The organism is Streptomyces sp. NPDC057428, assembly GCF_042803195.1.
Taxonomy (GTDB): domain Bacteria; phylum Actinomycetota; class Actinomycetes; order Streptomycetales; family Streptomycetaceae; genus Streptomyces.
Window position 1 is genome coordinate 1 of sequence record NZ_JBHVCT010000119.1, and the last position, 14,231, is coordinate 14,231.

Annotated in this window: 12 protein-coding genes and 4 pseudogenes; 7 read left to right on the top strand and 9 right to left on the bottom strand. The window is 69.4% G+C overall.

The annotated features are described in order from the left end of the window. On the top strand, positions 1-458 hold a 458-nt coding region (locus ACFU5K_RS28865; protein ID WP_384066814.1), incomplete at its 5' end, for an IS3 family transposase. A gap of 230 nt (positions 459-688) precedes the next feature. On the opposite strand, the gene ACFU5K_RS28870 is transcribed toward ACFU5K_RS28865, so the two are convergent. Further along, positions 689-1,552, bottom strand: coding sequence for a Bax inhibitor-1/YccA family protein (locus tag ACFU5K_RS28870; RefSeq protein WP_384066815.1), 864 nt, complete (start codon positions 1,550-1,552; stop codon positions 689-691). Positions 1,553-1,820: 268 nt separating this feature from the next. Beyond that, positions 1,821-2,867 (bottom strand): alpha/beta fold hydrolase, encoded by a 1,047-nt coding sequence (locus tag ACFU5K_RS28875; protein WP_384066816.1) that lies wholly within the window; start codon positions 2,865-2,867, stop codon positions 1,821-1,823. A gap of 569 nt (positions 2,868-3,436) precedes the next feature. Here ACFU5K_RS28875 and ACFU5K_RS28880 point away from each other — a divergent pair. Continuing rightward, positions 3,437-4,462, top strand: coding sequence for a M28 family peptidase (locus ACFU5K_RS28880; RefSeq protein WP_384066818.1), 1,026 nt, complete (start codon positions 3,437-3,439; stop codon positions 4,460-4,462). A 121-nt stretch (positions 4,463-4,583) separates the two neighbouring features. On the opposite strand, the pseudogene ACFU5K_RS28885 reads toward ACFU5K_RS28880, so the two are convergent. The 3 genes and pseudogenes from ACFU5K_RS28885 to ACFU5K_RS28895 all read right to left on the bottom strand — a co-directional run bounded on the left by ACFU5K_RS28885 (position 4,584) and on the right by ACFU5K_RS28895 (position 7,124). Continuing rightward, positions 4,584-5,366, bottom strand: a pseudogene (locus ACFU5K_RS28885) (creatininase family protein). An 83-nt stretch (positions 5,367-5,449) separates the two neighbouring features. Further along, positions 5,450-6,560 (bottom strand): annotated as a pseudogene (locus tag ACFU5K_RS28890) (alpha/beta fold hydrolase). 90 nt (positions 6,561-6,650) lie between these two features. Then, positions 6,651-7,124 carry an SsgA family sporulation/cell division regulator gene (locus ACFU5K_RS28895; protein ID WP_384066820.1) on the bottom strand — a complete coding sequence of 158 codons (474 nt, stop codon included), beginning with the start codon at positions 7,122-7,124 and terminating at the stop codon, positions 6,651-6,653. Positions 7,125-7,376: 252 nt separating this feature from the next. Here ACFU5K_RS28895 and ACFU5K_RS28900 point away from each other — a divergent pair, with 252 nt between their 5' ends. Next, entirely contained in the window at positions 7,377-8,189 is an 813-nt protein-coding gene (locus ACFU5K_RS28900) for an alpha/beta hydrolase (RefSeq protein ID WP_384066822.1), read from the top strand. 195 nt (positions 8,190-8,384) lie between these two features. Here ACFU5K_RS28900 and ACFU5K_RS28905 read toward each other — a convergent pair. The 3 genes and pseudogenes from ACFU5K_RS28905 to ACFU5K_RS28915 all read right to left on the bottom strand — a co-directional run. Next, a pseudogene (locus ACFU5K_RS28905) lies at positions 8,385-8,806 on the bottom strand (hypothetical protein); the annotation flags it as partial. Between the two features lie 267 nt (positions 8,807-9,073). Then, positions 9,074-9,661 carry a flavin reductase family protein gene (locus ACFU5K_RS28910; RefSeq protein ID WP_384066823.1) on the bottom strand — a complete coding sequence of 196 codons (588 nt, stop codon included), beginning with the start codon at positions 9,659-9,661 and terminating at the stop codon, positions 9,074-9,076. Positions 9,662-9,719: 58 nt separating this feature from the next. Then, complete coding sequence (locus ACFU5K_RS28915; protein ID WP_384066825.1) at positions 9,720-10,922, bottom strand: acyl-CoA dehydrogenase family protein; 1,203 nt, start codon at positions 10,920-10,922, stop codon at positions 9,720-9,722. A 361-nt stretch (positions 10,923-11,283) separates the two neighbouring features. On the opposite strand from ACFU5K_RS28915, the gene ACFU5K_RS28920 reads away from it, so the two are divergent. After that, positions 11,284-11,859 carry a hypothetical protein gene (locus ACFU5K_RS28920; protein ID WP_384066827.1) on the top strand — a complete coding sequence of 192 codons (576 nt, stop codon included), beginning with the start codon at positions 11,284-11,286 and terminating at the stop codon, positions 11,857-11,859. A gap of 16 nt (positions 11,860-11,875) precedes the next feature. Here the strand turns inward: ACFU5K_RS28920 and ACFU5K_RS28925 are convergent, their stop codons facing one another. Further along, the gene (locus ACFU5K_RS28925) at positions 11,876-12,730 is read right to left on the bottom strand and encodes an alpha/beta fold hydrolase (RefSeq protein WP_384066828.1); all 855 of its coding nucleotides are present in this window, start codon (positions 12,728-12,730) and stop codon (positions 11,876-11,878) included. Between the two features lie 42 nt (positions 12,731-12,772). Here ACFU5K_RS28925 and ACFU5K_RS28930 point away from each other — a divergent pair, with 42 nt between their 5' ends. The 3 genes and pseudogenes from ACFU5K_RS28930 to ACFU5K_RS28940 all read left to right on the top strand — a co-directional run. Beyond that, positions 12,773-13,312: an ATP-binding cassette domain-containing protein gene (locus ACFU5K_RS28930; protein WP_384066831.1), complete on the top strand. Its 540-nt coding sequence runs from the start codon at positions 12,773-12,775 to the stop codon at positions 13,310-13,312. A 93-nt stretch (positions 13,313-13,405) separates the two neighbouring features. Further along, the gene (locus ACFU5K_RS28935; RefSeq protein ID WP_384066830.1) at positions 13,406-13,558 is read left to right on the top strand and encodes a hypothetical protein; all 153 of its coding nucleotides are present in this window, start codon (positions 13,406-13,408) and stop codon (positions 13,556-13,558) included. 260 nt (positions 13,559-13,818) lie between these two features. Next, positions 13,819-14,040, top strand: a pseudogene (locus ACFU5K_RS28940) (oxidoreductase); the annotation flags it as partial. Positions 14,041-14,231: the final 191 nt, after the last annotated feature.

Genomic DNA, 14,231 nt, shown 5'->3' on the forward strand with positions numbered 1-14,231 from the left:
GGCTGTATCTCGCCCGCGTCATCGACATCTACTCACGCCGAGTGCTCGGCTACTCGATGGCCTCGCACATGCGCGCCGAGCTGGTCGTCGACGCAGTGAAGATGGCGGTGACGACCCGCGGTGGCAACGTCAGCGGAGTGATCTTCCACGCCGACAGGGGTTCGCAGTACACGTCGGCCGCGTTCGCGCAGATCTGTGATGGTTTCGGGATCCGCAGGTGCATGGGACGCGTCGGCTCGAGCTACGACAATGCCCTCGCAGAGAGCTTCTGGCAGGGGCTCAAGAGAGAGACGATGCACCAGAGGCTCTTCACGACGATGCGCCAGGCGCGACTGGAGATCTTCCAGTGGCTTACCTACTACAACGCCCGCAGACGCCACAGCGCCCTCAACTACCTCTCACCAGCCGAATTCGAACAGCAACAACAGAGAGCACGTACACTCACACTCGCAGCATGAACCCCCGTGTCCACACTCCGGGGGACACCTCAGCGTCCAGGACCACCCTGTCGGACACGGCGGGGCACTCTTGCTTGTGCGGGCTCATCTTCGTCTCCCCGATCCCCGGTGCCGGTCGGCGCCTTGTGCGGTGCATGTGCGTCGTGGGGCCGCTGGTCCGGCCGTTGACATCAAAACGGTTGGCGTCGGCGCGAAGGTTCATCCCGGAGCGGGGCATCGCGCTTCCGTCGTCAGTTGTCGCTGTTCAGGATGGACAGCAGGCGCAGCGCCTCCAGGTAGATCCACACCAGCGTCAGGGTGAGACCGAAGGCTGCTATCCACGACTCCTCTCGCGGCGCTCCGTAGGCGAGTCCGTCCTCGATCTGCTTGAAGTCCAGGGCGAGGAAGCAGGCGCCGAGCAGGATGCCGGCGATCCCGAAGACGACACCGAGGGCACCGCTGTCGAAGCCGAGGCCGTGGCCCGCGCCGAAGGCGGAGAAGAGCAGGTCGACCACCATGAGGATGAGGAAGCCGGTTGCGGCGGCGAGTACGAACCCGTAGAACCTCCGGGTGACGCGGATCCAGCGCATCCGGTACGCGATCAGCACGCCCGCAGAGACCGCGAAGGTGCCCAGGACGGCCTGCACGACCACACCCGGCGAGATGTAGGTCGACGTGACGCTGGAGATGACGCCGAGGAAGACGCCTTCCAGGGCCGCGTATCCGAGGATCAGGGGCGGAGAGGGCCTGTGCCGGAACGTCTGGACGAGCGACAGGACGAAGGCGACCAGGGCCGCGCCGACGGCGATGCCGTACGACCTCCCGATGTTCGCCTCGTCGACGGGCAGCAGCACCCAGGACACTACGGCCGCCACCGCCACGGTGCCCAGCGTTGTCGCGGTGCGGACGACCACGTCGTCGATCGTCATCGCGCCACTGCCTGTCCGGGCGGCGTCCGTAACCGGGCTGGGAGCACCGTTCGTGAGGTAAGGGTTGACCAGGTCGGTCGGCCGGTGGCCGGCCGCTGCGAGGCCCGGCTGCCGCATGGTGACGTCCGCCCGGCTGTCGTCGCGCTCGAAGCCTCGCCGGGAGAAGATCGGGTTGCTGCTCTTCACGTCGTTTCTCCTTGCCCTTTCCTTGTCCGCCACATGGGGCGGACACAGGTGTCCGGTGACATACGCGTTCTCGGGGCGGTACGACGGATGTCGGCGACTGGCCCGGTCGGAGGAGAATCTCTCCCGTGTCACCACTCTGGCAGGTGACGATGCGAAAGGCGAGAGATGTCACCGTTTGAACTGGTGATGTAGGCGCGAGTGCCGGCACATGTGGGCACATCCTGTCTGGCGCTGGCTGCCGACAGGATGTTTGGGTGTGTGGGTGCTGTCAGGAGAGCGCGTCGACCTCCCGGACCGCGGAGGCGAAGGCGTCGGGGCGTTCCTGAGGGAGGTTGTGTCCGGCGCCGGGGACCACGTGGTGCACGCGGGTGCCCAGGAAGTGCGCGGCTGAGGACGTTCCGTCGCTCCACGGGGTGACCCCGTCGGCCTGGCCGTCCAGGGTGACGGTCGGCACGGTGATCGGTGGCTGCTCGGCGAGCCGTGCCTCGATGTCGTCGTACCGGGGGTCGCCCGGCGCGGCGCCGAGCCGGTGGCGGTAGCTGTGGATCACGACGTCCACGTAGTCGGGGTTCGTCCACAGGCCGGCGGCCTCGTCGAGTTCGGCCTCGGTGAAACGCCACTCCGGTGAGTTGCGGTGCCAGACGACCCGGGCCAGTTCCTTCCTGTCCTGTTCCAGTCCTGCCCGTCCGCGCTCGGTGAGGAAGTAGAAGAAGTACCAGAATCCGGACTCGAGGGACGGCGTCAGCGGCTCCTGGGCGGCGGCGATGTTCTGGATCAGGTAGTTGTTCACCGAGACCAGGCCGATGCAGCGTTCCGGCCACAGGGCCGCGGCGACATCGGCCGCCCGCCCGCCCCAGTCGTAGCCGGCGAACAGGGCCCGGCGGATTCCGAGCGCATCCAGGAAGGCGATGTGATCGGCACCGAGAGCGCCCTGCTGACCGGAACGGAACGTGTCCGCGCGCCGGAATCGGGTCTCTCCGTGACCGCGCAAGTAGGGGATGAGGCAGCGGTAGCCGTGCCGGGCCAGGAGGGGGGCCACCTCGGCGTAGGACCCGACGGGGCTGAACGGCCAGCCGTGGCTGAGGACGACAGGTGTGCCGTCGGTGGGGCCTACCTCGTGGTAGGCGATGTTGAGGAGATGTGTACGTGCATGGCGTACCGGTCCCAGGCCCCGTGCCCGGCCGTCGGCCCCTCCCCGCCCTGCACCGGGCCCCGGGCGAGCGGCGGCGGCCTGGCTTCCGCCTCCCGCGAGGATTCCGCCGTATCCGGCCGCCGCCGTGGTCATCGCCTGGGTGAGTCTCCGCCTGCTGATCATGTCGGCCGTCTCGCTCTCGCTGCGGGGTTCGGAATTGTGTGGACACCCACACTCGCATCACCTGTTCGACTGGTGACGAGAATTGCCGACGGGACACCTCGTGTCAAGAAGGCCAGGTCTCTCCCGGTGTCCGCCCGCCGTGCTTGTGACGTCGTGACGGGTGTGAATGTGAAAGGGGCGCCGACGGTGTCGAGATCCGCGACGAGAGGGGCGGAGGAGCCGGCTCGGCGCCCGTGCCACAGGGGCGCGGGTGTGCCGCTGCGGCCTGTGTCATCCGGCATGGCGGCCGCCCGTGCGTTCCTGAAGCGGTCGCCCTCACAGGGGGGAAGTGCGTGAGGGCGACCGCTCATTCCCCACTGCCGGGGCCCAGCCAATCACCGCCCCGACAGCAGGAGTCTCCACCTGGATCAACGGGCCGCGACGCGGACAAGGTTCACGGCCCGGTGAAGAAGTGGGCTGAGACAGCGACTACTCGACGACGCGGTCGCCGCAACACCGGTAGACACCCGTGCGCCGGTGGCTGCTAGCTTGTCCGCATCCCTGTGACCTTGCCGAGCCCGGAGTGGCGGATGACGAACGGCCTGCCGGCCATCAACGGGCCCGGGCCCTTCGTGGACCCGGACCGACTGCGCCGGGACGTGGAGTTCCTCGCCGGCGAACCGCGGAGCCGACGCCGGACTCCGCGTGCGATGGAGCGAGCCGAGGCGTACGTCCATGACCAATTTCTCCGGGCGGGCTGGCGGGTCGAACGGCAACCCTTCGATCTGCGCTGGCGGATGGGCTCCACCGACCGGCACGGCCACCGGGCGCTCGCCCTCAAGCCACGGCTGCACCGCCGTCTGCGAGGCGCCAATCTCATCGCCACCCGGCCCGGCGCCGGCGCCGGCGACGGCCCCACAGTGGTGGTCGGAGCACATCTGGACAGCGTCAGCGGAAGTCCGGGCGCGGACGACAACGCGTCCGGAGTGGCGGTGGTGCTGGAGACCGCGCGTCTGCTGTCAGCGCTGCCCGTTCCCCCGCCGGTCACTCTGGCCGTGTTCGACATGGAGGAACTCGGCCTCATCGGAGCCCGCCACGCGGCCGGAGAACTGAGCCGGGGCCGCCGCGTCCAGGGAATGATCTGTCTCGAGTCGGTCGGCTACTTCACGGACGAACCCGGCGCCCAACGGCTCCCAGCGGGGTTCGCGCGGGCCTTCCCGGAGGTCGCCGCGGCCACCCGTGCCGACGGGTACCGCGGCGACTTCACCCTGGTGGTGCACCGGCGCTCTTCCGTGGCGGCGGCCGAGGTCTGGCAACGGGCCGCCGCTGCGGCCTCACCGGCGCTCCCCGGTCTTCTGCTGCGGGACCCCAGGCCCGACGGACTGCTGGGCCTTCTCATCGGGCTGGCGGTTCCCCCCGTCAACCACCTGGGACGCAGCGACCACGCGCCCTTCTGGAACCGCCGGATCCCTGCGCTGATGCTCACGGACACCGCGAACTTCCGCAACCCGCACTACCACCGGCCGACCGACGTGCCGGGGACGCTGGACTTCGAACGCCTCGCCGTCGTCACCACGGCCACGGTGACGACGGCCGTCTCCTGGCCCGGTGACTGAGCATCACGGCTGCGGCGGGTGCATGCTGCTTCGTACCGGCACGCACCCGCCGGCAGCTCGTTGCGGGGAAGGACCACCGGCGTGTCGAGTCGGGCCGCCCTGCGTGGTGCGTCGGCCCCCTCTAGCGCCACTCAGGGGCGTCGGTGGCCTTCCTCCACGGATCCCCCAGGATGATGTCGGCCAGAGCCCGGGCGCAGCCGGCCAGGAGCCGTTCGCCCTTCTCCGCGCTCGCCACGCGGGCGTTGCCCGCCACATCGGACTGGGTGATCCGGTCGAAGGGCACGGCCATGTACACCGGGTCGGACGACTCCGCGGGCAACGTGATCTCCGGACCCCAGGCGGTGTCCAGGTTCTCGGTGCGGACCAGGTCGGGGAATGCGGCCATCATCAGTGAGGTCTCACCTTCGCAGGCGTGCATGAGCCCGGGCTGAGCCTCGAGGGTGTCTCGCACCACTTCCCGGCCGGAGGTGAAGTAGCTCGTGCACGCGACCGGTGTGGACAGCTCCGCCGTCAGCTCAGTCGTGAGGGCATTGAGCGCCGTCATGTTCCCGCCGTGGCCGTTGACGATCAGGATGCGGGAGAAACCCGCCCGCAGGATCGACCGGCAGATGTCCCGCAGGAAGGCGTGCAGCGTGGACAGGGACACGCTGAACGTGCCGCCGAAGCTGATGTGGTGCTCCGACAGCCCCGATCAGACCGACGGCGTCACCACCACCCCCGTGTGTTCGGCGGCGAGCACGGCCGCACGCCGGGAGACCTCCGCGGAGAGGAGGTCGTCCACGCCGGTGGGCAGATGGGGCCCGTGCTGCTCGGTGGCCCCCACGGGCAGCAGCACGACCGCGTCCCGGGCCGCGAGGTCGCGCAGCTGGCCGGCGGTCAGACGGTTCCACAGGACTTCGTTCATCAGGAAGGAAAAGCCTTCTGTGTGCGGCCCGCAGGCCGGGATCGACTCGGACGGTACGCGGTGTGCCGGTGACCCTGTCCGGCTCAGAGGTGGTCGGCGTCGATGACGGCTTGGGTGAAGGCGGTGGGGGCTTCCTGGGGGAGGTTGTGGCCGATGCCTTTGAGGTGCGGTGGTCGTAGGGGCCGGTGAACTGGTCGCGGTAGGAGGAGCCGTCGCCGGGGGGTGGGGTGAAGGGGTCGAGTTCGGCGTCGAGGGTGATGGTGGGGGTGTGGATGTGGGGGCGGGTGAAGAGTTTCTTCTCGTAGCGGTCGTAGCGGTCGTAGCGGTCGTATCGGTCGTGGCGGTGTTCGCCGTCGGCGAGGCCCAGGCGCCAGCGGTAGTTGTGGATGACGATGTCGGGGTAATCGGGGTTTTCGAAGGCGGCGGCGGCGCGCTGGAAGGTGGCGTCGTCGTAGTTCCAGGTGGGGGAGACGAGGTCCCAGACCAGGCGGCACAGCTGCGGGCGGTAGGTGTCGTCCTCCATGGCGGCGCGGCCGCGTTCGGTGGCGAAGTAGTACTGGTACCACCAGGTGTGTTCGGCCTGGGGGGCGATGGGTGTCTTCTGGGCGTCGACGTTGGTGATGATGTATCCGCTGACGGAGACGAGGGCTTTGACGCGTTCGGGCCACAGGGCGGCGATGATGTCGGCGGTGCGGGAACCCCAGTCGAAGCCGGCGAGGACAGCCTTGTCGATCTTGAGGGCGTCCATGAGGGCGATGATGTCGAGGGCGATGGCGGACTGCTGGGCGTTGCGGAAGGTGCGCGCGGACAGGAAGCGGGTGGGGCCGTGGCCGCGGAGGTAGGGGACGATGACGCGGTAGCCCTGGTCGGCGAGGAGGGGAGCCACGTCGACGAAGCTGTGGATGTCGTAGGGCCAGCCGTGGAGCAGATGACGACGGGGCCGTGGGCGGGGCCGACCTCGGCGTAGCCGACGTTGAGCAGCCCCGCGCGTACGTGCTTGATCCGGTGGAACGTGGTGTGGGTGCCCGGGGCCACCGAGGGCACCGTCGGGACTGGCTTGCCACCTTCCGAAGCCGCTCCCGAAGCCGCTCCCGGGGCCGCCGCGGCCGGGGACGCCTGCAGGCCGGCCAGCGAGACCGCCGCCGCGCACGTGCCCAGACCGACGGCCTTGCTGAACGTACGCCTGTTGATCACGTGAAGCCTTTCGGCGTACCAGTGAAATACCGTTGTGCGATTGCGTGGGAGGTGTGAGCCGCCGGATCGCTCCGGAGCACCGTGACGTGTTCAGTCGTCGGGCGGTGCCTTCGGAGTCCGGAGCAGACCGGAGATGACGTCGTCCCAGTCCAGGCCTTCCACCTCGGCACCGGCGGGAACCAACTCGTAGGAATGCTCGAGCCACGCGGCCAGAGGGGTGATGGGCAGCTCGAACAGCGTCGTCACGTCGTAGGAGTCGAGTTGCAGCCATGCCGTGGCCCGCTCGCCCAGATACGCCGGCCACACCTGGACGTCCCCGAGGCCGCTCATCCAGAACAGACCCTGGTAGAGCAGGTCACGGCCGACACTCCAGGTGATGCGAGGAGCACCTTCGACGAGGAACGTCAGGGACACCACAAGGGGAGCCCGCGTGTCGAACCGGAACTCCCCCTTCATGGTGTGCCAGGCGAACGCGTCCAGCATGCAGCGGATGTCAAGCGACAGCAGAGGGAGCTCCTGCGGCGGCGCCTGATGGGCCCGTACACCGGGTCGGTTACCGCTCATGACGGGTCTTCCTTCCGTGTGTTGTGAGGGCTGGCGTCACACACTCTTGCCCGGCATGCGGTCCGGCGCATCAGTCAGTTGACGGTGAGCCGCGCCCCCGTCATCGTCGGCGCACGGTTTTCGGAGGCCGGGCGCGGGCTGCCCGGAACATTGGGTCATTCGACTGTTTCCGCTGGGCCGGGCCTGGATCACCATTAAGTGGTCGCCCGCCTGTCGGTGCCGGGTACTCATCCACGCTCGGAGGGCTCAGCCGTGAACCGTACTCCCGTCCTTTTCATCCATGGCGCGTGGCTGCACGCGCTCTCCTGGGAATCGTGGGCCGAGCGTTTCGCCGGCAGGGGCTTCACCACCTTCGCTCCGGAATGGCCGGGGGAGGCGGACACGGTGCGGGAGACGCGCGGGCGCCCCGGGCCGCTCGGGGCGATCGGGCTGGACGTCCTCACGCACCACTACGGACGGATAGTGCGGTCCTTCGACACCTCGCCCGTGCTCGTCGGGCACGCGGTCGGCGGTCTCATCGCGCAGCACCTCATCGGCGCGAATCTGGGCAGGGCGGCCGTGGCGATCGCGCCGGCCCCGATCAACGCCGTCCCCTTGAAGGCCTCGGCCGCCCGTCTGTGGACTCCGGAGTCGGGGGACCCGGCGAGCGGGTACGAACTGATGTCCCTGCGGCGGGCGCAGTTCCGGCACGTCTTCGCCAACGCGGTCGGACAGGAGGAGTCCGGCAGGCTCTTCGAGCGTTACGTGGTGCCCGCGCCGCGTCGCCTGTTCACCGACCTCGACTACGCGGGCACCGCCCGCCACCCCCGCGCCTTCGCGGACGTCGGCAACGAGGCGCGCGGCCCCCTGCTGCTGGTGTCCGGACAGGAGGACCGGATGGTGCCCGACTCCGTGACCCGGGCGGTGTACAGGCTGTACGGCGATTCCACAGCCGTCAGCGATCTCAAGCAGTTCGCGGACCGTGGACACTCCATGGTGGTGGACAGCGGCTGGCACGTGGTCGCCGACCACGTGCTGGCCTGGCTGGAAGCCCATGGCGTGCATGCGGCTGCGGCGGAGCGCTGAGCGGCACCCGCGCCCGCTTCAGGCCGACGTCACACGGCGCCGACATGCCTCGGCCGTTGTCGACGCCGCCCGGACCCGTCGGCGAGGGACTGAAGGGACTCGGGTTACCGCTTCCGTGCCACCGCCGGTGTCCGCACCGTTGCCGGAGAGCGCCCGGAGTGGGATGCCCCGGGCGCTCGAACGGCCGGATCAGGCCTACGCCTCTTCGTCGACCCAGCTCATGAGCTTGCGCAGCTCCTTGCCCGCGGTCTCCAGCAGGTGCTCGGAGTCCTGCTTCTTGTACTCGTTGTACTTCTTCAGACCGCCGTAGTACTCGTCCATCCAGTTCTTGGCGAACGTGCCGTCCTGGATCTCGGCGAGGATGCTGCCGATTCCCTTCGTGTACGACAAGGCCAACTCGAGCCCCTTGCCCGAGGCGTCCCGCTCGACCGCCACAAGGCACGGCACGTCGCGGCCCTCCTCGTACTGGCGGCGCACCAGGTGGCCCGGGCCCTCGGGGGCGACCATGCAGACGTCGACGCCGACCGGGGGCTTGATGAAGCCGTAGCGGATGTTCAGGCCAAGAACAGGGCGTCGCCGTCCTTGAGACGGTTGGCGATGTGCTCCTCATGGACGCGGATATATGTGAGGACCGGTAGCCGTGAACATGGGTTCGGTCCGGGTGTCATTGTGACGAGTGCGGGGCCGAGAGAGGTGTTGACCGCCTCCGCCGGGGCCAGCCGGATGGAAAAGGCCGCCCAGGCGATCTGCCCGTGATGAACGTTGCCATGTGTGATGCGGTGAGGCCCGGCCCTCTCAATGTCTGGGACAGGTTTCTCGACCGGCTGGGGTATGCGGGCAAACCGAGACGTATCGTTCTCGACGCGTGTGCGCCTGCAATAACCTCAAAGAAGGAGGGACAGGAAGTTCGGCGGCGGACCCGGTCCGTCCGAGCGCCTCGCGTTCGCCGCGTCGGGCCGCTCGGGTCGGGCTCGCTCGGCGCCGCCGGCGAGGGTGCGGTAGCGCCCACGATGGAAGATCAGAGGTTGTCGTGACGGCTCTGCACGCAGAGCGGTGACGCGGCCGACGGCGATGGTGTGGTCACCGCCGTCGTATTCATGGATCAGGGCGCAGGAGATCCAGGCACAGGCACCTGCCAGCAGCGGCGTGCCGTCGTGTCCCGGGTCCCACTGGACCCCCCGGAACTTGTCGCCGCCGGACCGGGCGAAGGCGGAGCTGAGATCTTCCTGATCCTCGGCCAGCACGTTGACGCAGAAGACACCCGAGGCCCGTATGAGCCGCCAGGTACGGGAGGTTCGCGCGGGCGCGAACGAGACCAACTGCGGCTCGAGCGAGAGGGACACGAAGGACTGACAGGTGAGTCCGAGGGGGCCCTCGGGTCCGGTCGCCGTCACTACGACGACGCCGGACGCGAAGTGGCCGAGCACGTCACGGTGGTCGGCCTCGCTCACGGGGGCGGGGAGATCGGTCATGGTGTGGGCCTTGCTCCTGTCGATTGCGGCCGGGACGCCGGCAGGGCGGGTCCGGGTGTCAGACCATGGGGCTGAGGGGCCGTTCGTCGCCCACCAGGGCGCGCCCGTACATCTCGCGGGCGAGGCCGGGATTCAGGGTGGGATGCCGGGCCGCCGTCTCCAGGTCGCGCCAGTGGCGCTGGATGGTCCTGGTCCGGGCGAAGCTGCCCGCCCCGCTCACCGTGAGCAGCAGTTGCACCGCCTGACGCAGACAGGTGGAGGCGTGTCCCACGTCCATGCGCACCCGTGTCCGGTCCAGGAGGGTGGGAGCGGCTGGTGTTGCCGCCGCCGCGTCGACGGCCTCGGCGGAGCGCATGAGATGGAGGGAGGCGGAGTCGATCAGGGTGGCGGCGTCGGCGAGGGCCGCCTGGACACTGGGGGCGTCGGCCAGGCGGCGATGGAGGGACATGGCCATCGGCTTCCCGCTCTCGACCGTCTCCAGAGTCAGACGGAAGACGGCGCGGGTCGCCCCGAGCAACGGCGCCATGGCGGTGAGCGTCATGGCCCCTGGCGGGACCCGGTACAGCGGTTCGTCGCCCCGCTTGTCACGGGCCACCACGTCGGAGAAGCTCCGGACCCGGTGGCAGGGGACGAAGACGCCGTCGGCGACGAGGGTGTCGCTGCCCGTGCCGCGCATGCCCGTCATGTCCCAGGTCTTCTCGATGACCAGATCGCTCGTCCGCAGCAGCGCGATTCCCGGGTCGGACCCTTCCCCGCCGGGGCGGGCCAGGGGCACGCCGAACACACCCCACTCGGCCTGGTGGCAGGCGGATGCCCAGGACCACCGGCCGGAGACCAGGAGCCCGCCTTCGACCGGCTCCGCGGTGGCTCCCGCGCTGCTGAACACTCCGCACATGGGCACGTCCGGGCTGTCGCCCCAGAGGTCGAAGCGGGCCTCGTCGCCGAAGGACGCGGCGATCTGCTGGGCGTTGTAGGAGACCATGGCCACCCAGCTGCTGGACGGACAGGCCAGGCCGATCTCGGCCAGGACGTCCACGCAGGCGGTGATCGAGAGTTCGTGTCCGCCGAAGCGTTCGGGCGTGGCGAGACGGAACATGCCGGCGGCCAGCAGGGCCTGCATGGTCTCGGAGGTGAGCCGGCTCTCCCGTTCGGCGTCGTCGGCTTCGCGGCGCAGTGTGGGAGCGATCGCACGAGCGGCCTCGGCGAGCGGACGCGCCGAGCCGAGGGGCGGGGCGTTCTTCTGGGGATCCAACCGATTCATCAGCGCTCCAGAAATCCTATGTGGACTTGGGGGTCCGTTTATCTTCCCAAGGTACAGGATGTGGACAGGCGGATGGTTCGCGGGCTCGCGCGGGACCAGGTCGAAGGTTGTTTTCGCGTACCGGATGGCGCCGGGGGAGACGCGGATGGGCACAATGGACGGGTGAAACCCGTGGAGACGTGTCCCAGAACCGCCGAGTCCGGCACACCCCTGCGGCGGGCCGACGCCCGTCGCAACCACGAGCGCGTCTTCGCGGCGGCGCTCGAGGTCTTCCAGGAGGCTTACGCGCGGCGCCTGGCCGAGCAGGGCTCGTCGCCCTCGCGTTCGACTCAGCCTTCCAGGGCGAGAGCGAAGGCATCCCGTGCGGTCTGGAGGACCCCGCCCACCGGGCCTAGGACATCAGGGCCGCGGTCTCGTTCTCACCGTCACCACCACGCGCGACGAGATCGACACCGACCGCATCGGCGCCCTGGGCATCTGTGCCCCCGCCAGTTCCGGCTGGGCGCCGACGGCGCGCAGGACCCCTCCGTCTTCCAGGGCCTGCTCGACGCGGCCTCGGCGGCACGCACCACAGAGGCCCGGGGCGAGGACGTCCAGAGCTTGCAGTCCTTTCCCCGACGCGGCTGAGCAGGACGGCGCCCTGGCGGGCCGGCACGGCTTCGAGTACTACCGCACCGACCGTGCCCGGCACCGACGCTCGGCGCAGTTCCTCACCTGGTCCAGCATCGACCGCATGGCCTTCTTCGACGCCTTCCGATTCGTCCAGACGGCTCGCGGCCCGAAGGAGCTGCACTGGATCGATGGCGCGAGCCACGTGGAGCTCTACGACAAGGAGCAGTACCTCGGTCCCGCGGTGGCGGAGCTGCCCGACTTCTTCGGGGAGCGTCTGGCCCGTCCCCGTACTTCCGGCCGTGTCGTCCGGGAGTCGGGTGTGTGAGGGCTGTGGGTGTGGGTCAGTGATGGGTGGTGGTGTGTGCGGCTTGTTCGATGACGTGGGTGACGGTGTGGGGGTGGGAGACGGCGACGGAGTGGGAGGCGGCGATTTCGGTGGTGTGGGCGTGGGCGCGGTGGGCCATGAAGCGTTGTACGGCGGGGGGGATGTTGAGGTCCTGGGTGGTGATGATGTCCCAGGTGGGGATGGTCTTCCAGGCGGCGGTGGTGGCTTTTTCCTCGAGGGCGCTCTGGGCGATGGGGCGTTGGGTGGCGGCGGCGAGGGCGGCGGTGTTGCGGGGGACGTCGGCGGCGAACTGGTGGCGGAATTTGTCCTGCTGGATGTAGAGGTCGGTTCCCTTGGTGCCGTCGGGGAGGGTGGTGGGGGCGGGGTCGAGGGCGTCGGGGAGGGTGGAGCCGGGGAACTTGTTGGTCAGTTCCAGGGCGGTTTCGCCGGGGGCGGGCAGGAACGCGGCGACGTAGACGAGGGCCTTGACGTCCCGGTCGCCGGTGGCGGCCTGGCTGATGACGTTGCCGGCGTAGGAGTGTCCGACGAGGATCTTGGGGCCCTTGATGTGGTCGAGGACGCTGCGCAGGGCGGCGGCGTCATAGGCCGGTCCGCGCAGCGGGTTGGCGGCCGCCACGACCGGGTACCCGTCCGCCCGCAGTTCCTTGATCACCCCGTTCCAGCTCGAGGAGTCCGCGAACGCACCGTGCTCCAGAACGACCGTCGGCTTCACCCCCCGCTCCCCGCTCTTGGACTCCGGCTGCGCACTGGCCGGCCCCGCCAGGGAGAACGCCCCCAACGCCACCCCCGCCGTCACTCCCGCCACCACACCCGACGCCACACGGCCCCTACGCACACCCTTGAAACCCATCACGCCAATCCCTTCATCACATGTTTCGAGAACCGGGCGAGACTGGCACGATCGCGCCCGTCACCGCTTCAGCTGGTGATGAATCTGTCACGGATGTCGTCACCTGTCAAAGTGGTGACATCGTGGATGCGGGTGCCGCCCTTCCCGAGCGGCCCGCCCGGATCCACCCCTCACCCCCGGATCAAGGAGCTGGCCGACCGGCCCTACCGGGTCTGTTCCGGCGGTCAGCGAGCGCGCGTCCTGATCGCCAGGGCGCTCATGGCCGAGCCCGCCCTGCTGCTCCTGGACGAGCCGTTCAACGCGCTTGACCTGCCCTCCCGCGAGGACCTCGTGGAGGCGATGCACCACATGGCCGAACGGCGTCCGGGTCTTGCCACCGTGATGATCACCCACCACCTGGAGGAGCTGTCCCCGGCGGTGGACCACGTACTGCTGCTGCGTGAGGGACGCGTCCTCGCCGGTGGCCCTGCGGACGAGGTGCTGACCGGACCGTGGCTCTCGGGGTGCTTCGGCTGTCCCGTGCGCGTGGCGCGGCACGACGGCCGGTGGGCAGCCTACTCGGGCCGCTCCCGGGCGGCTTGACTACGGCGCCCGAACGGCGGCGGTACAGCACACGTATTTCGCCGGACGGCGGAGACCTGTTCATGAGACAGGTGTCTCCTCGACAATCATGTGATGAACACCTTCAGCCGCACGGAGTCGCGGCCCTTCTCCTTACTCCCCGATCCCGGTGTGCACGCGCGTTCCGTCGTCCGTCAGGATCTGGTGGACCGGGCCAGGGAACTCGTGCCGCTCCTGCGCGAGCATGCCGAAGACGCCGGCCGCTAGGGGCGGCTGCCCGATGCCGTCGTCGCGGCCCTGCACGACGCCGGCTTCCTGAGCCTGCAAGTACCCTGCGGGCTCGCGGGACCCGGCGCAGATTACGGTGACGAGGCGCTCGCGCACCGGGCCGAGGGCACGGGCACCCGGTCCGCCGTCGCGGACGCCGCCTCCCTCGTCGACATCGCGCGGCTGCGGCTCGGTCGTGCCCTGGACGACGTCGAACGGGCCATCGCCGAGGGCGAGCAGCCGGATCCGGTCATTCAGCCCGCGTCCACCTGGACGTCGCGTCCGCCGCCCGTGACTGCCGCGAGGCGGTGCGACACGTCCTCGCGGCGCTGGGCAGCGCCTCCTTCTCGGCGGCGAGCCCGGTGCAACGTATCTGGCGTGACATGGAGATCGCTCTCTCGCACGCGAACATCGCCCTCGACACCAACCGCGAGGCCTACGGCCGGGCGCTGCTCGGCCCGGCGGGCGGGTACCAGGGATAGACCCGTCGGCACACGTGTGCCCAAACCTTACTCGTCACCGTCTTGACGGGTGATGTTTGCGGGTGTCATGATGCCGTCACCGCCTGAACGGGTGATGAGAGCGGGTGATTCCACTCCGCGCACGTGTCCCCGCCCCAGGCACCTACCAAAGACCCGTTCCACCGAGAACCAGGAGAACCTGCCATGGCAGT